The sequence below is a fragment of the Pseudomonas sp. LBUM1640 genome, from assembly GCF_059716225.1.
The window spans coordinates 5,325,127-5,341,041 of sequence record NZ_CP166816.1; the positions used below are offsets into that span (position 1 = coordinate 5,325,127).

General features: G+C 58.7%; 14 protein-coding genes, 4 tRNA genes and 1 riboswitch. Of the genes, 5 read left to right on the top strand and 13 right to left on the bottom strand.

The window, feature by feature from the left end:
- Positions 1-18: 18 nt before the first annotated feature.
- A complete protein-coding gene (locus tag ACA065_RS23465; protein ID WP_497691727.1) occupies positions 19-768 on the top strand; it encodes a flagellar brake protein in 750 nt (249 codons plus the stop codon).
- Positions 769-829: 61 nt separating this feature from the next.
- Here ACA065_RS23465 and ACA065_RS23470 read toward each other — a convergent pair whose 3' ends face one another.
- Both ACA065_RS23470 and ACA065_RS23475 read right to left on the bottom strand, forming a co-directional pair.
- Positions 830-2,215, bottom strand: coding sequence for an MFS transporter (locus tag ACA065_RS23470; RefSeq protein WP_497691728.1), 1,386 nt, complete (start codon positions 2,213-2,215; stop codon positions 830-832).
- A 280-nt stretch (positions 2,216-2,495) separates the two neighbouring features.
- Positions 2,496-2,572 (bottom strand) — tRNA-Arg (locus ACA065_RS23475).
- Positions 2,573-2,894: 322 nt separating this feature from the next.
- Here ACA065_RS23475 and ACA065_RS23480 point away from each other — a divergent pair.
- The 3 genes from ACA065_RS23480 to ACA065_RS23490 all read left to right on the top strand — a co-directional run bounded on the left by ACA065_RS23480 (position 2,895) and on the right by ACA065_RS23490 (position 4,041).
- Positions 2,895-3,119, top strand: a complete 225-nt coding sequence (locus tag ACA065_RS23480) for a hypothetical protein (protein WP_497691729.1) — start codon at positions 2,895-2,897, stop codon at positions 3,117-3,119.
- Between the two features lie 10 nt (positions 3,120-3,129).
- Positions 3,130-3,309, top strand: coding sequence for a PA3371 family protein (locus ACA065_RS23485; RefSeq protein WP_497691730.1), 180 nt, complete (start codon positions 3,130-3,132; stop codon positions 3,307-3,309).
- Between the two features lie 405 nt (positions 3,310-3,714).
- Positions 3,715-4,041, top strand: a complete 327-nt coding sequence (locus tag ACA065_RS23490; protein ID WP_003193592.1) for an Arc family DNA-binding protein — start codon at positions 3,715-3,717, stop codon at positions 4,039-4,041.
- Between the two features lie 173 nt (positions 4,042-4,214).
- Here the strand turns inward: ACA065_RS23490 and mgtE are convergent, their stop codons facing one another.
- From mgtE to ltaE, 8 genes are all read right to left on the bottom strand, one after another.
- Positions 4,215-5,657: a magnesium transporter gene (gene mgtE, locus ACA065_RS23495; RefSeq protein WP_497691731.1), complete on the bottom strand. Its 1,443-nt coding sequence runs from the start codon at positions 5,655-5,657 to the stop codon at positions 4,215-4,217.
- A gap of 338 nt (positions 5,658-5,995) precedes the next feature.
- Positions 5,996-6,072, bottom strand: a tRNA-Arg gene (locus ACA065_RS23500).
- Positions 6,073-6,144: 72 nt separating this feature from the next.
- Positions 6,145-6,221, bottom strand: a tRNA-Arg gene (locus ACA065_RS23505).
- Between the two features lie 108 nt (positions 6,222-6,329).
- Positions 6,330-6,420: transfer RNA gene (locus ACA065_RS23510), tRNA-Ser, on the bottom strand.
- Positions 6,421-6,482: 62 nt separating this feature from the next.
- On the bottom strand, positions 6,483-6,671 hold the full coding sequence (gene csrA, locus ACA065_RS23515) for a carbon storage regulator CsrA (RefSeq protein WP_003175645.1): 189 nt from the start codon (positions 6,669-6,671) through the stop codon (positions 6,483-6,485).
- Between the two features lie 175 nt (positions 6,672-6,846).
- Positions 6,847-8,088 (bottom strand): aspartate kinase, encoded by a 1,242-nt coding sequence (locus tag ACA065_RS23520; protein ID WP_424489160.1) that lies wholly within the window; start codon positions 8,086-8,088, stop codon positions 6,847-6,849.
- A 97-nt stretch (positions 8,089-8,185) separates the two neighbouring features.
- A complete protein-coding gene (alaS, locus tag ACA065_RS23525; protein ID WP_497691732.1) occupies positions 8,186-10,804 on the bottom strand; it encodes an alanine--tRNA ligase in 2,619 nt (872 codons plus the stop codon).
- 146 nt (positions 10,805-10,950) lie between these two features.
- Positions 10,951-11,955: a low-specificity L-threonine aldolase gene (ltaE, locus tag ACA065_RS23530; protein WP_497691733.1), complete on the bottom strand. Its 1,005-nt coding sequence runs from the start codon at positions 11,953-11,955 to the stop codon at positions 10,951-10,953.
- Positions 11,956-12,146: 191 nt separating this feature from the next.
- Positions 12,147-12,316: riboswitch (FMN riboswitch) on the top strand.
- 113 nt (positions 12,317-12,429) lie between these two features.
- Between ltaE and ACA065_RS23535 the strand changes: the two genes are divergently transcribed.
- A complete protein-coding gene (locus tag ACA065_RS23535) occupies positions 12,430-12,939 on the top strand; it encodes a 6,7-dimethyl-8-ribityllumazine synthase (RefSeq protein WP_242166764.1) in 510 nt (169 codons plus the stop codon).
- Positions 12,940-13,071: 132 nt separating this feature from the next.
- Here ACA065_RS23535 and astE read toward each other — a convergent pair whose 3' ends face one another.
- From astE to astB, 3 genes are read right to left on the bottom strand one after another with little or no spacing between them, the layout of a single operon-like run.
- On the bottom strand, positions 13,072-14,076 hold the full coding sequence (astE, locus tag ACA065_RS23540; RefSeq protein WP_497691734.1) for a succinylglutamate desuccinylase: 1,005 nt from the start codon (positions 14,074-14,076) through the stop codon (positions 13,072-13,074).
- Between the two features lie 11 nt (positions 14,077-14,087).
- Positions 14,088-14,378 (bottom strand): topoisomerase II, encoded by a 291-nt coding sequence (locus tag ACA065_RS23545; RefSeq protein WP_497691735.1) that lies wholly within the window; start codon positions 14,376-14,378, stop codon positions 14,088-14,090.
- A 23-nt stretch (positions 14,379-14,401) separates the two neighbouring features.
- Positions 14,402-15,748 (bottom strand): N-succinylarginine dihydrolase, encoded by a 1,347-nt coding sequence (gene astB / locus ACA065_RS23550; protein WP_497691736.1) that lies wholly within the window; start codon positions 15,746-15,748, stop codon positions 14,402-14,404.
- Between the last annotated feature and the right edge of the window lie 167 nt (positions 15,749-15,915).

Consider the following 15,915-nt stretch of genomic DNA (forward strand, 5'->3'; position numbering starts at 1 on the left):
TCTGGAGATGGAAGAACCGTGTTCAACGCCCTTAATGCGGAAGATGCCCCGCAGCCACCCAAGGTGCTCACCACGCCTCTGGAAATCGCCGGCACGTTGCGGATGCTGCAAGAAAGCCATGATCCGCTGATCATCACTTTCCACGAACGCAGCCAGCGCTTCCAAAGCTATCTGGTAGACGTTGACCGGGACAGCAAGACGCTGGCCCTGGACGAAATGGTTCCGCGTGACGGCGAACGCTATCTTGAGAATGGCGAACCCTTTCGAATCGAAGGCTTTCATGATGGCGTGCGTATCGCCTGGGAAAGCAACGGCACGCTGACCATCAGCGAAAAAGGCGGCCACCGCATCTATACCGGCAGCATGCCCGACGAGGTGGTCTACCATCAGCGCCGCAACGCCTTCCGCGCTGCGCTGAAGCTGGCACAGCTGGTCAACATCGAGCTGGGCGGCGAAAAGCTCAAGGCCCCCGTCAGCGGCAAACTACTGGATATCTCCGCCACCGGCTGCAAGCTGCGCTTTGAAGGCGACATCTCCGAGCGTTTGCAACTGGGCCAAGTCTACGACCGCTTTATCGCCGCCCTGCCCTTCGGCAGCATGACCACCTCTGTCGAACTGCGTTACCTGCACTTCGAAGACAAGATCAACACCACGTTCGCCGGCGTGCGCTTCCACAACATGAGCGGCTTGGTGCAGCGCCAGGTGGAGCGCTTTGTGTACCAATTGCAGCGTGAAGCGCGGCGCTTTGACAAAGACGACGATCTTTAAAGACTAAAGGTCGCGGCAAAAAAAACGGGCAGCTCCTGATGGGAGCTGCCCGTTTTTGCTTTCAGGGGCGCGCCCTGCTCAAGTCGTGCGGGTGTTCGTCCGGCCCCAGAGGCTCTGGCGGCCCTTCGAAAGCCGGCTCATCGGCGGGTTGTTGCGGGTCAGTTTCAGACTCCGGCTCCGGGACGGCGTTCTGCATTTGCTCCTGCACCACCGCCTCGTCTACCCGCGGGTCCAGGCACGCCACCAACGGCGAGCTGGACATGCTGTCGGGCATCGCCACGTGATGCAGCGGCGCATCCTCCACCTGATGCAGGTTGGTCACCGCCTTCGGCCGAATACGCCACACCAGAATCACTGCACACAGGCTGAAAAATGCATACAGCATATGGCTGCCAAACAGCTTCATCGCCACACCGGCCAACAGCGGCCCGACACTCGCGCCAATACCGTAAGTCACCAGCAACATGGCCGTCAGCGACACACGGCGATCACCTTCCACATGGTCGTTGGAAAATGCCACCGCCAACGGGTACAGGCAGAACTGCACCAACGAACACAAAAACCCTGCGATAAAAAGCACTTCCAACGGCACCTGAGTCATGATCGCCAGCGGCAACGCCGCCACGGCCAGGCACCCGGCGAAGCAGCGAATCAGCAATGCCCGATCATAACGGTCCGACAACCAGCCCAGCGGCCACTGCACCAACAGGCCGGCGAAAATGCAGCACCCCATGAACAAACCGACCTGCTCAGTCGTCAGGCCTTGCTGGGAGGCATAAAGCGGTGCCAGACCATAGAACGAGCCCACGATCACGCCTGCACCCAATACAGTGCTTAACGACTGCGGCACTCGCTTGATAAAGAATCGCGGCTCCATCGGCGCGGGATGCAGGGGCGCCGGGTGAATACGTCGAGTCATGGCCACCGGCACCAGACACAGGGCAAAGCACAGCGCGACCAGCATCAACAATTCGAGACCGAGCTCGGGGTGCATCACAAGAATCAGTTGACCCAGCACCAGGCCGAGATAGGACGCGATCATGTAACCGCTGAACACCACACCACGCTGCTTGGCGTCCGCCTGCTCATTGAGCCAACTTTCAATGACCATGTACTGGCACATCATGCCCAAGCCCACGATCATCCGCAGCACGATCCAGGCAGGCAACCAGTTAACCAGGCCATGACCCAACACCGCCGCACCCACAATCCCGGCACAGGTGGCATATGCACGGATATGCCCGACCCGGGCGATCAGGCGGTGCCCGATCTTGCCGCCCAGTACCAGGCCGAAGTAGTTGGCCGCCATCAACGCACCCACCCACAGGCTGTCGACGTGGTCGGCCGCCAAGCGCAGGGCAAGGTAAGTACTGAGCAGGCCGGAGCCGATCAGCATCATCAAGGAGGCGAAATAAAGGGCTCGAAAAGATTTCCAGATCTGGCGCATCGGCGTTCCGAGCGGCTCCTTGCAGTAAGAGACAGGGCTATCGGCATGATAGTCCGGGGTTGCCGGGTCCGGACAGGCGATAAGTCCTTATCCGGGGAATAATTTTGCTAATAGCTCAGACGTTGCATGGTCGCGTGCAAGGTACACAGATTGCGATAAATACATCGAGCACCTGCTGTGAACCCCGATCGCCTGCAAGGTTCGACCGGTGTTTGACGAACACCCACAAAAAAGCCCCGCCAGAGCACTCTGTACGGGGCATTTTCAGGGGCGTTGAATCTGGTGTCCCAGGGCCGGTTCGAACGGCCAACCTTCCCCTTAGGAGGGGGATGCTCTATCCAATTGAGCTACTGGGACAAATGACAGCCATCGGGCCAAAGGCACGGCGACGGACGGCGTGCATGTTAACGGCCGGGGTAGGTTTTGTCATGTCGTCCGTTGGCTTTTTGAGTGTAGGCCGATCCTTGCACAGAGGGCCCAGGTTTCGCCGTGCAAAGCCGGGCACTTGGCGCCATCGTGCAAATTGCACTCCCTCAAAATGCCCGCATTGCAAATTGCAACGAAGCGGCGCTTAAAAACATAGTTAACCCATTGTTTTTATTGAATTAACTGGTTGGCACGGGACCTGCAATACTTAACCTATGAACCATTTGGCCCAGCCACCGCGGAGAACAAGCACATGAACAGCGCCCTTCTGTTAAGCCTCAACGCTGTGGCCTTGGCTGCACTGGTCATGTTCCATTTCCAGTCAACCCATGATGACGTCGCGCGTATCAGCCAACCAGTACCGCACCACCTGCAACAGCGCCCGCAGTTGGCGGTGATGACGCCTACGGTGCAGTCACCGATTCGTGTCACTCAAGACACCCAGGCCGCGCCCGTATCTGAACACTGGGTTTTCTGAGGAAGCCTTTATGACAAAGTCCGCCTGGTTATTCCTGTGCCTGACCCTGGCAACCGGCGTATTTGGCTTGAGCACCTCCTCTCAAGACGGCGAAACCACAGCGCTCATAGGCTGCAGCGTGTTCGCTGGCTTGCTGGTCATCGCACTCTTGGTTGGCCGCCGCATCAAATTTGATCCCGTGCTGCGCTAAGACCCTCCTTGCGTCACCTCTCCCTACCTTATGTCGCCTTGGCCTAGTAAATCGGCAAAATGCCACTAGTCTTAGCCTTAGTCATAAAGACAAGGGCAAAAGGCCATATTGCTATAGGATGTGCGGCCTCAAACCCTGTCGTAGCCTGGACTTACGAGAAGTTCCCTTGCGGAATCACTCGTTGGAAAGTTTTCAAACCAGTCCGCAAAAATACAAATCAGTGCTGGCATAAAGCCTTTAGGCAGTTCAATATTTGTCACAGAATTGACGCCAAGGAACTGTCAAATCTGAGGCATGATGCGGCCTCTTTGCAATTCGGGTTGAACTTTGGTCGTGAGCCTTGTCTTAACACTCATCTTGCGGCCAATTCCAAAAACCGCTCCCCTGAACTAACCGGTTAAATATATGCGCCCATTGAAACAGGCAATTTATTCCAGCCGTACGGCTGACAAGTTCGTCGTACGTCTGCCAGACGGAATGCGGGAACGCATTGCCGAGGTGGCTCGCAATCATCACCGCAGCATGAACTCCGAAATCATCGCGCGCCTGGAACAGAGCCTCATTCAGGAAGGTGCGCTGGGCGAAGAGTTGAGCATGCGCCTGGACAGCCCCGAGCTGTCACTGCACGAACGCGAACTGCTGCAGCGTTTTCGTCAGCTCTCCCACCGCCAGCAAAATGCTCTCGTCTCGCTTATCGCGCACGACGTTGAGGCGGCCGCAGAAGCCAATTAATCTGCAGTTGAAAGCCGAAGCCAGCCATGTGCTGGCTTTTTTTTGCGCGCATTTTGAGGAATGCCCGAAGCGGGCTTGTGTGGGAGCGGGCTTGCTCGCGAATGCGGTGGATCAGTCAACCTATCTATTATTGACAGGCAGCATTCGCGAGCAAGCCCGCACCCAGAAGGGGATCAGAGCAAGAATATGGTCGCAAGACCCAGGAAGATGAAGAAGCCACCACTGTCGGTCATAGCGGTGATCATAACGCTGGCACCCATCGCAGGGTCACGCCCAATGCGCGCCAGGGTCATCGGGATCAACACCCCCATCAACGCCGCCAACAGCAGGTTGAGGGTCATGGCGGCCGTCATCACGACGCCCAGCGACCAACTGCCATACAGCAAGTAAGCCACCACACCGATCACGCCACCCCACACCAAGCCATTGATCAGGCCAACAGCCAACTCTTTGCGCAGCAGGCGCGAGGAATTGGCAGTACTCACCTGATCCAGTGCCATCGCGCGCACGATCATGGTGATGGTCTGATTACCGGAGTTGCCGCCGATACCGGCCACAATCGGCATGAGTGCCGCAAGGGCCACCAGTTTCTCGATGGAGCCTTCAAACAAACCGATCACGCGCGAGGCAATGAAGGCGGTGATCAGGTTGATCGCCAGCCATGCCCAACGGTTATGCAGAGAGCGCCAGACCGAGGCAAAAATATCTTCCTCTTCACGCAAACCTGCCATGTTGAGGACTTCGGTTTCACTCTCTTCACGAATCAGGTCGACCATTTCATCGATGGTCAAACGGCCGATCAGCTTGCCGTTCTTGTCGACCACCGGGGCCGAGATCAGGTCATAACGCTCAAACGCCTGCGCGGCCTCGTAGGCATCTTCATCCGGGTGAAAACTGACCGTATCGCTGGCCATCAAATCGGCAACTTTCTTGTCCGGATCATTCACCAACAGACGCTTGATCGGCAACACGCCCTTGAGGATGCCTTCGTAGTCGACCACGAACAATTTGTCGGTGTGGCCGGGCAATTCTTTGAGGCGGCGCAGGTAACGCAATACCACTTCCAGGCTGACGTCTTCGCGGATGGTGACCATCTCGAAGTCCATCAGCGCGCCGACCTGGTCCTCATCGTAGGACAAGGCGGACCGCACACGCTCACGCTGCTGGCTGTCGAGCGCTTCCATCAGCTCATGGACAACATCACGCGGCAGCTCAGGGGCAAGGTCAGCCAGCTCGTCGGCATCCATCTCCCTGGCTGCAGCCAGGAGCTCGTGATCGTCCATGTCGGCGATCAGGGTTTCACGCACCGAGTCGGATACTTCGAGGAGGATGTCGCCGTCGCGGTCGGCCTTGACCAACTGCCAGAGAGTCAGTCGATCATGCAGCGGCAAAGCTTCGAGGATATAGGCGACGTCGGCGGAGTGCAGGTCGTCGAGCTTGCGCTGCAACTCGACGAGGTTTTGCCGGTGCACCAGGTTTTCAACGCGGTCGTGGTGCGGACCTTCCTGGCGGTGCGTGAGGTCTTCGACCACGCGCTGGCGCTGCAGCAGCTCGATAACTTGAGCCAAACGATCCTGCAGGCTGTCTTGTGTTTTCTTTACTTCTACTTCGGTCATAGGCGAACTCCACTCCCAGCAGCGGGGCACGCCGGAAGGATCAATCAGTCAATTCGTGATTGGAAAAACGGGGTACTGAGCAACTACTGGGTAAGTCCATGGAGGTATTCCACAAGCCCCGGCGGGGCTGACGGGCGCAATCATACACCGCCCGGCCGTTTTAAACGTTAAAAAACTGGAAAGAACAAGCGCTTGCGAGCCAAAGTTGAGCATTGGCTGCATCTAGAACTGCGACGACGCAGCGGATAAGGAAAACACATGGCGCTGGAGAAAAAGATGAAATCCTACACAAACCCCAGACGGCAAAAAGCCCGCACTAGGCGGGCTTTTTGTTTGTATGGTGCACTCGACAGGATTCGAACCTGTGACCGCTCGGTTCGTAGCCGAGTACTCTATCCAGCTGAGCTACGAGTGCAGATTGTGTTTTTAGACCAGATCACAACTGGTTGAAGCCGAGTCACCTGCATCGCTGCAACTGACTCTTAAATGGTGCACTCGACAGGATTCGAACCTGTGACCGCTCGGTTCGTAGCCGAGTACTCTATCCAGCTGAGCTACGAGTGCATTTGTTGCCGCGCATTATAGGCCGTTCAATCTCTATGTAAAGCTATTTTTTCGAGCAATTTCAACAACTTACCGAAAAAACCAGATTGCAACGTACTAAGCAAATAATGGCGGAGAACGGGGGATTCGAACCCCCGACACCCTTTTGAGGTGTACTCCCTTAGCAGGGGAGCGCCTTCGGCCACTCGGCCAGCTCTCCGCAACACGGGGCGTATATTAACCACGTTCATCCCCGTTTGCAAACATAAAAAACGATAAAAATTAAAGGCTTGGTTCTTCGTCCTTCTCTTTCTTGATCCGCAGGTAGATTTCCTCGCGGTGGACCGCTACCTCTTTCGGAGCGTTAACCCCAATACGTACTTGATTGCCTTTAACGCCGAGCACGGTCACGGTGATTTCGCCATCACCGATAATCAGGCTTTCTGCGCAACGACGAGTCAGAATCAGCATACCTTTCTCCTCACGCATTTCAGTTCAGGAACAACAGTCTGCAAAAAAAAGGCCTTCAACCTACGACCCAAAGGTCATAGCCCTACTCGCCTAAGTATTGTCGAGCGCACCAAAAAGAACATGCGCCCTACAAAAAAATGAAAGGCGCGGTAAGCCGCGCCTTCCAGGTATCGCATCACTCGCCCTGTCGGGCCGGAGCGTCCAGCTCAAAAGCGGTATGCAGCGCGCGTACAGCCAGTTCCAGGTACTTCTCTTCGATCACCACCGAGACTTTGATTTCCGAGGTGGAGATCATCTGGATGTTGATGCTTTCCTTGGCCAGGGCCTCGAACATGCGGCTGGCAACGCCGGCATGGGAACGCATGCCCACGCCCACGATCGACACCTTGGCAATCTTGGTATCGCCAACCACTTCACGGGCGCCAATCTCGCTCGCGGTGTTCTGCAGGATCCGCTCCGCCGCATCGTACTCGTTACGGTGCACGGTGAAGGTGAAATCGGTGGTGTTATCGTGCGAAACGTTCTGCACGATCATGTCGACTTCAATGTTCGCGCCACTGATAGGACCGAGGATCTTGAAGGCCACGCCGGGGGTGTCTGGCACGCCACGGATCGTCAGCTTGGCTTCATCGCGGTTGAAAGCGATGCCGGAAATGATCGGCTGTTCCATGGATTCCTCTTCATCAATAGTAATGAGGGTGCCCGGACCCTCTTTGAAGCTGTGCAATACGCGCAGCGGAACGTTGTACTTGCCGGCGAACTCCACCGCACGGATCTGCAACACTTTGGATCCGAGGCTGGCCATTTCCAGCATCTCTTCAAAGGTGATCTTGTCCAGGCGCTGGGCCACGGACACCACACGCGGGTCGGTGGTGTACACACCGTCCACATCGGTATAGATCTGGCATTCATCAGCCTTCAGCGCGGCTGCCAGGGCCACGCCGGTGGTGTCCGAACCACCACGCCCGAGGGTGGTGATGTTGCCGTGCTCGTCCACACCCTGGAAGCCGGCTACTACTACCACGCGTCCGGCCTTCAGATCTGTGCGGATTTTCTGATCATCAATCTGCAGGATGCGCGCCTTGGTATGTGCGCTGTCGGTGAGGATGCGCACCTGACTGCCAGTGTAGGACACGGCTGGCACGCCACGCTTGTTCAGCGCCATGGCCAGCAAGGCAATCGTCACCTGCTCGCCGGTGGAAACGATCACATCCAGCTCACGCGGCAGCGGCTGTTGATCACCACTGATTGCCTTGGCCAGATCGATCAGGCGATTGGTCTCGCCGCTCATCGCCGACAGCACCACCACCAGGTCGTCGCCGGCGTCGCGGAATTTCTTAACCTTGTCGGCGACCTGCTCGATTCTTTCGACAGAGCCGACCGAGGTGCCTCCAAATTTCTGTACGATCAAAGCCATTTCTAAGCCGCCTCAGCCCGTAAAGGGGTGCCCAATAAACAAATTTTCCAGCACCTGAGCGAGCCCATGACTAGACCATGGGCTCATTACCAGCGCCTTAAATGCCAGCCTCGACAAACGGCACGGTCAGGGCCAGGGCCGCGTCCAGGGCACCAGCGTCTACACCACCGCCTTGCGCCATGTCCGGACGACCACCGCCCTTCCCGCCCACTGCCGCGGCGGCTTGCTTCATCAAATCACCGGCCTTGAGTTGGCCAGTCAGGTCCTTGGTTACACCGGCAACCAGAACGACCTTCTCCTCATGGACACCGCCGAGCAGGATCACTGCGCGGCCGAGCTTGTTCTTCAACTGATCGACCAAGGCCAACAGCGCCTTGCCGTCCTGACCGTCCAGGCGTACCGCCAGGACTTTCACACCCTTGACGTCCAGCGCCGAGGCCGACAGATCGTCGCCCGCCGCACTGGCTGCCTTGGCTTGCAACTGCTCCAGCTGTTTCTCCAGCGCGCGGTTGCGCTCCAGTACGGCGGACAGTTTGTCGATCAGGTTGTCGCGGCTACCCTTGACCAGGCCGGCCGCTTCCTTGAGTTGCTCTTCAGCCGCATTGAGGTAGGCCAGGGCCGCAGCACCGGTGACCGCCTCAATACGCCGCACACCGGAGGCCACACCGCCTTCGCTGATGATTTTCAGCAGGCCGATGTCGCCCGTACGGTTGGCGTGAATACCACCACACAGTTCTACCGAGAAGCTGCCGCCCATGCTCAGTACACGCACTTCGTCGCCGTACTTCTCACCAAACAACGCCATGGCGCCTTTTTGCTTGGCTGTCTCGATATCGGTTTCTTCGGTTTCCACCGGGGTGTTCTTGCGAATCTCGGCGTTGACGATGTCTTCCAGCGCCTTCAACTGCTCAGGCTTGATCGCCTCGAAATGGCTGAAGTCGAAACGCAGGCGCTGACTATCGACCAACGATCCCTTCTGCTGCACATGCTCACCCAACACCTGACGCAACGCGGCGTGCAGCAAGTGAGTGGCAGAATGGTTCAAGGCAGTTGCATGCCGTACGTCGGCATCCACCTGAGTGTCTACCGGCGCGCCGACGGTCAAGTTGCCCAACACCAACACACCGTGGTGCAGGAATGCACCACCGGTCTTGGTGGTGTCGCGCACCTCAAAGCGGCCGGAGGTGGAGCTCAAGAAGCCACAGTCACCCACCTGGCCACCGGACTCGGCGTAGAACGGCGTCTGGTCCAGGACCACTACAGCCTCTTCGCCTTCGTTCAACACGTCGACCGATTTGCCGTCTTTATAGATCGCAACAATCTTGGCCGAGCCAACGGTAGCCTTGTAGCCCGTGAACTGGGTGGCCACATCCACCTTGACCAGGGTGTTGTAGTCCAGGCCAAAGGAGCTGGCGGAACGCGCACGTACACGCTGGGCTTCCATCTCACGCTCAAAACCCGCCTCATCGACGGTCAGCTCGCGCTCACGCGCGATGTCGGCGGTCAGGTCCATCGGGAAACCGTAAGTGTCGTACAGCTTGAACACCACATCGCCCGGCACCACGGTGCCTTTGAGCTCAGCCAGGTCCTGCTCAAGAATCTTCAAGCCGTGCTCCAGGGTCTTGGAGAACTGCTCTTCTTCAGCCTTGAGCACGCGCTCGATGTTGGCTTGCTGCTGCTTGAGTTCCGGGAAGGCATCGCCCATCTCGGCCACCAGCGCGGCAACGATCTTGTAGAAGAAGCTGCCGGTAGCGCCCAGCTTGTTACCGTGACGGCAGGCGCGACGGATGATGCGGCGCAGCACGTAGCCACGGCCTTCGTTCGACGGCAACACGCCGTCGGCGATCAGGAAGCCGCAGGAACGGATGTGGTCGGACACCACCTTGAGCGAAGACTGGTTGTCGTTGGCGCAACCAATCGCCGCAGCCGAAGCGCTCAGCAGGTTGGTGAACAGGTCGATCTCGTAGTTGGAGTGAACGTGCTGCATCACCGCACTGATCCGCTCCAGGCCCATGCCGGTGTCGACCGACGGTGCAGGCAGCGGATGCAACACGCCATCGGCGGTGCGGTTGAACTGCATGAACACGTTGTTCCAGATTTCGATGTAACGGTCGCCGTCTTCTTCCGGCGAGCCCGGCGGGCCGCCCCAGATGTCGGCGCCGTGATCGTAGAAAATCTCGGTGCAAGGGCCGCACGGGCCGGTATCGCCCATGGTCCAGAAGTTATCGGACGCGTAAGGCGCGCCTTTGTTGTCGCCGATGCGAATCATCCGCTCGGCCGGCACACCGATCTCTTGGGTCCAGATGTCATACGCTTCGTCGTCCGTCGCGTAGACGGTGACCCAGAGCTTTTCCTTGGGCAGCTTCAACACGCCGGTGAGGAAGGTCCAGGCGAAGGTAATCGCATCTTTCTTGAAATAGTCACCGAAGCTGAAGTTACCCAGCATCTCGAAGAACGTGTGGTGGCGAGCGGTGTAACCAACGTTTTCCAGGTCGCTGTTCTTGCCGCCGGCGCGTACGCACTTCTGGCTGCTGGTGGCGCGGGTGTAGGCGCGTTTTTCCTGGCCCAGGAAGCAGTCCTTGAACTGGTTCATCCCCGCGTTAGTGAACAGCAGGGTTGGGTCATTGCCTGGGATCAAGGAGCTGGAGGCGACACGGGTGTGACCTTGCTCTTCGAAGAAGCGAAGGAAGGCTTCACGGATTTCTGCGCTTTTCATTAGGTTCTTCCACGGAGGCTGCGGCCAAAGGCCAGTGCTAAACGTCATCAGACGGAGCGACGGCAAAGGGCCGCATTATATCGGCCCTTTGCCCGTGGTACAGCGTGTTTATGTGATAGAAACAGTCAATTAGACGGTCTGCACTGTCATTTTCGGGAAAACTCGACGAATGTCGCCAGCACTTGCTCGATCTGTGCCCGGCTGACGTCCAAGTGAGTGACCATGCGCAGGCGCGACGCGGCGCTCAACTTGATCCCGCGTTCGGCGGCAAACACCTTCAAGGCCTGGGCCCGATCACCGATATCCACATAGACCATGTTGGTCTGCACCGGCTCCACCGTGTAGCCAGCCTTGCGCAGTTCATCACCCAGCCACTGGGCATTGGCATGGTCATCGGCCAGGCGCTGCACCTGATGATCCAAGGCATACAGCCCTGCTGCCGCCAGGGAACCGGCCTGGCGCATACCGCCGCCGACCATCTTGCGCAGGCGGCGCGCCTTGGCGATCAACGCCGTGGAGCCACACAACACCGAGCCAATCGGCGCGCCCAGGCCTTTGGACAGGCACACCGACACCGAGTCGAAATGCTGGGCAATTTCCCACACATCGACGCCCAGCTTGACTGCCGCGTTATAGACCCGCGCACCGTCCAGATGCAGGGCCAGGCCATGTTCACGGGTAAACGCGCGGGCCTTCGCCAGGTACTCCAGCGGCAATACTTTGCCCTGCATGGTGTTTTCCAGCGCCAGCAGGCGGGTGCGGGCGAAGTGGAAGTCATCGGGCTTGATCGCCGCCAGCACGTGATTCAAGTCAAGGGAGCCGTCCGCCTGCACTTCCAACGGCTGCGGCTGGATCGAACCGAGCACAGCCGCGCCACCGCCTTCGTATTTGTAGGTGTGGGCCTGCTGGCCGACGATGTATTCCTCGCCGCGCTCACAGTGGGCCATCAACGCCAGCAGGTTGCTCATGGTGCCAGTGGGCACGAACAACGCCGCGTCGAACCCCAGGCGCTTGGCCAGTTCAGCCTCCAGGTGGTTGACGCTGGGGTCTTCGCCGTAGACATCGTCGCCGCTGACGGCACTGGCCATCGCGTCGCGCATGCCGGGGGTGGGTTGGGTCACGGTGTCGCTACGCAGGTCGATCACAGACATGAAACACGCCTCTAACGGGTTAGGTAAGTGCCTTTTATGGATGATTACTGCGGGCAAAGCCACGCAATATCAAGCCCCCACTCACTTCAATCGAATACCAACCAAACAAACCGATATAGGTTATCGATACGGCAATCGTGCAGTTTTCGAAAAACCATGTTAAAAACTCTCCGCCGCCAGGGTTCTGGCGGCAACGTTCTCAGGGCGGGGTGTAATTCCCCACCGGCGGTAATTGCACGCAAGGTGCATAGCCCGCGAGCGCTTGGCGCCTCGAACTGCTCACGCAGGACGGCGACAAGGTCAGCAGACCCGGTGTGATCCCGGGGCCGACGGTCATAGTCCGGATGAAGAGAGAACGGGATTGGCACCTAAGGGCCGCGCGCTGGGTTCATGCTTGCATGACGCAGTGGTTCGTACCCTTAAATCCCATTCGATTCATAACGCCCTGTTTTTTTCTTAAACAGGAGTCAGAACATGCAACCCACCGCAATCGACAGCAAAAGCAAAAACCATCACGGCGAGCGCGTCGCGTTTATCCAGGCCTGCTGGCACAAGGATATTGTCGACCAATCCCGCAAAGGCTTCCTCGCCGAAATGATCGCCCAGGGCTACCAGGAATCGGACATTGATTTCTTCGAAGTCGGCGGCGCCTTTGAACTGCCCCTGCATGCCAAGCTGTTGGCCAAGACCGGCCGTTACGCCGGTATCGTTGCCGCTGCACTGGTGGTGGACGGCGGCATCTACCGTCACGAATTCGTCGCCCAATCGGTGGTCAGCGGCCTGATGCAAGTGCAGCTGGAAACTGAAGTGCCGGTGTTCTCGGTATCGCTGACACCGCATCACTTCCATGCGGGCACTGAGCACCACACCTTTTTCTACGAGCACTTCGTGCACAAGGGCCAGGAAGCTGCGCGCACCTGCGCCGATACGCTGCACAAGGTTCGCGCAATTCGCCGCAGTGAGCCGCGTGCCGTAGCAGTCTAAAGCACACCGCAAAACCAATGTGGGAGCGGGCTTGCTCGCGAAAGCGGAGTGTCAGTCAACCTATAAATGACTGACAGACCGCCTTCGCGAGCAAGCCCGCTCCCACATTTAGATTCAGCTAAGTCTTGAGTTTTATGCCAACCCGACATCCGTGGTCGGCACAATCAATATCCCCGCCCGCAAACCATTCTTCACCTTCGGGTTCGGGAAGATGATGCGCGCGCCCTCCTCCTCGATCACCCAGCGGGTCTTGGCCACGTCTTCGGCCAGCAGATAACCCTTGGGCAGCGGCGAGAAGTTTTCCACATCCGCCGGCAAGTGCAGCAGGAACGCGTCGCTGTGCTTGATCACTTCACGCGACACCGCAAACAGCTGCAGCCCTTCCAGGCTCTCGGTGGCAGGTTCGGTGCCTTCGATGATGTGCTTGAGGCGCGTCTCCAGGCGGGAAACATCCACGCCCTGGTTCTGCCCGAACGGCCGGGCCTTGCCCAATTCCAGGGTGAAGGCTTCGGCGCCCAGCTGCTCGTAGGTAAACGCGGTGAAGGTGATGGAGGTTTTGTTCTGCAACAGCACCGCGTGCATGCCGGCCGCGCACAAACGGGCCAGTTCGTGGCGCGAATGCGGGCGGCCTTCCTTCCACGGGTACAGCGCGAACTGCTCGATCTTCGAGCCGCGAATGGCAGTGTGCAGGTCGTAATGCAGGCGCGAGCGGCCCGGCAGGCTGAAGAACGTGCGGGCCAGTTGCTCAAGCTCGGCGGCGCGCATGGCCTCCGGGCCGATGTTTTGTTCGTGACGGCCGTTGAACAGCCGGTTGACGTCCAGTTCCAGGTAACGCTCGCCGCGGCGCATGGCCTCGGGGTTGCCGAACAGGAACAGAATACGGCTGCGGGGTTTGATCTCCCCACGGGCGATGCCATGCAACAGGCGGTCGAGCAGTTCGATCGGCGCCGTTTCGTTGCCATGGATGCCGGACGACAGCAGCAGGTCGCAGCCGTTGTCCAACGCCTGCGGCGGGCGCACTTCGAGCGCGCCCTCGCTGAGCCAGCGCATCTGCACGCCGTCGACAGTCAGTTGAATTTTTTGCGCCGGTTCACGACCGGCGAGGGTCAGTTCAAGCAGTTTGCCGAGGGCGAGCATAAGCAGCTTCCTTAGTGGTTGCAGCCAGGGCCGTGGACGTGATCGTCGTCATCACCTTCGACGTCAGCCGGCTCCATTTCCAGTTGCAGGCTCATCAGGTTGGTGGCCAGTGGGCGCATCAGCAGGTTGGCGTACTCGGCGTCGCCTTCTTCCACGTCCACACCGATCAGCAGTTGGCCACGGCCGTCGTGCTGGATCCAGACTTCCTTGCCCTGCCAGACCACGGCAACGCGGGTGCAGGAGGTTTCCAGCTGGGTGCCATCGGTGTCTTCAAGGATCAGTTTCAGGGTATCGGTGGTCATAAATAGTTCTCAGCCATGCGCAATTAATTGATCTGGAAAGGATAAACCGAGCCCAGTTTAAGGATTTGCGTCAGTTCATCCAGTGCCGTCCGGCACTCAAGCAGCAATTGCGGGTCAGCCAGGTCGGTTTCACGCAGGCTGTCGCGGTAGTGCTTGTCGACCCATTGGGTCAGTGTTTCGTACAACGGCGCGGTCATGATAACGCCTGGGTTCACCGCCGCCAGTTCAGTTTCATTCAAGGCCACGCGCAACCGCAGGCACGCCGGGCCACCGCCATTCTGCATGCTTTGCTTGAGATCAAATACTTTCACCTCGCGGATCAACCCACCGGACGCGGTCAAGCCTTGCAGGTATCGCCAGACGCGCTCGTTGGCGCGGCATTCTTCCGGCACGATCAGCAGCATCAAGCCGTCGGCGCGGGTCAGCAACTGGCTGTTGAACAGGTAGGAACGCACCGCGTCTTCAACGCTGACCTGGGCGCGGGGCACGCACACCGACTGGAAGTTACCGCCCAGCTTGGCCAACTTGCCTTGCAGCTCGCCCAGCATCTGCTCGGTGTTGAGGAACGCGTCCTCGTGATAGAACAGCACTTCGCCGTTGCCCACCGCGATCACATCGTTGTGGAACACACCGGCATCGATCACCGACGGGTTTTGCTGGGCGTAGACCACACCGTCGTCCTTCAAGCCGTGCAGGCGTGCGACGGCCTGGGACGCTTCGAGGGTCTGGCGCGCCGGGTATTTTTGCGGCGCCGGGTAGCGGGTGTCGAAGGCACTGCGGCCGAACACGAAGAACTCAACGCCGGCCTCGCCATACTCACGGCAAAAACGCGTGTGGTTCGCCGCGCCTTCGTCGCCGAACTGCGCCACCGCCGGCAACGCGGCGTGGTGGGCGAAGTGCTTTTGGTCGGCAAACATCGCGCCCAGCACGCGGCTGGTGGTCGGGTGCTCGATGCTGCGGTGGTATTTGCAGTTGAGGTTGGCGGCGGTGAAATGCACGCGACCATCCGCCGTATCGGCGCTCGGGCTGACGGTGGCGGCGTTGGCCACCCACATGCTCGATGCCGAGCAGCTGGCAACCAGCAAAGGCATGGCTTGCTTGGCCGCTTGCTGGATGACTTGAGCGTCGGTGCCGCTGAAACCGAGGTTGCGCAAGGCCGCCACGTCAGGACGCTCCTGCGGCGCCAGCACACCTTGCACAAAGCCCATGTCCATCAGGGCTTTCATTTTCTGCAGGCCCTGCAACGCCGCAACCTTGGGGTTCGAAGACTGCTGGCTGTTGCTCTGGGACGCGACGTTGCCGTAGGACAAACCGCCGTAGTTATGGGTCGGCCCCACTAGACCGTCAAAATTGACTTCATAGGATTTCATCGGCGAGGCTCCACGAACATCTGTTTTTATAGGCATCTAGTGCAGATCTATAGCTGTAAACCCGATCAAGTGTGGGAGCTGGCTTGCCTGCGATGGCGTCACCTCGGTTGTGCAGAAAGACCGCGTCGCCTGCATCGCAGGCAAGCCAGCTCCCACACAAGCCCGCT

Bases quoted from the DNA above. Each gene is read 5' to 3' on its own strand.
- ACA065_RS23470 (WP_497691728.1), bottom strand. From the start codon at position 2,215: ATGCGCCAGATCTGGAAATCTTTTCGAGCCCTTTATTTCGCCTCCTTG.
- ACA065_RS23480 (WP_497691729.1), top strand. From the start codon at position 2,895: ATGAACAGCGCCCTTCTGTTAAGCCTCAACGCTGTGGCCTTGGCTGCA.
- ACA065_RS23485 (WP_497691730.1), top strand. From the start codon at position 3,130: ATGACAAAGTCCGCCTGGTTATTCCTGTGCCTGACCCTGGCAACCGGC.
- ACA065_RS23490 (WP_003193592.1), top strand. From the start codon at position 3,715: ATGCGCCCATTGAAACAGGCAATTTATTCCAGCCGTACGGCTGACAAG.
- mgtE (WP_497691731.1), bottom strand. From the start codon at position 5,657: ATGACCGAAGTAGAAGTAAAGAAAACACAAGACAGCCTGCAGGATCGT.
- csrA (WP_003175645.1), bottom strand. From the start codon at position 6,671: ATGCTGATTCTGACTCGTCGTTGCGCAGAAAGCCTGATTATCGGTGAT.
- ACA065_RS23520 (WP_424489160.1), bottom strand. From the start codon at position 8,088: ATGGCTTTGATCGTACAGAAATTTGGAGGCACCTCGGTCGGCTCTGTC.
- alaS (WP_497691732.1), bottom strand. From the start codon at position 10,804: ATGAAAAGCGCAGAAATCCGTGAAGCCTTCCTTCGCTTCTTCGAAGAG.
- ltaE (WP_497691733.1), bottom strand. From the start codon at position 11,955: ATGTCTGTGATCGACCTGCGTAGCGACACCGTGACCCAACCCACCCCC.
- ACA065_RS23535 (WP_242166764.1), top strand. From the start codon at position 12,430: ATGCAACCCACCGCAATCGACAGCAAAAGCAAAAACCATCACGGCGAG.
- astE (WP_497691734.1), bottom strand. From the start codon at position 14,076: ATGCTCGCCCTCGGCAAACTGCTTGAACTGACCCTCGCCGGTCGTGAA.
- ACA065_RS23545 (WP_497691735.1), bottom strand. From the start codon at position 14,378: ATGACCACCGATACCCTGAAACTGATCCTTGAAGACACCGATGGCACC.
- astB (WP_497691736.1), bottom strand. From the start codon at position 15,748: ATGAAATCCTATGAAGTCAATTTTGACGGTCTAGTGGGGCCGACCCAT.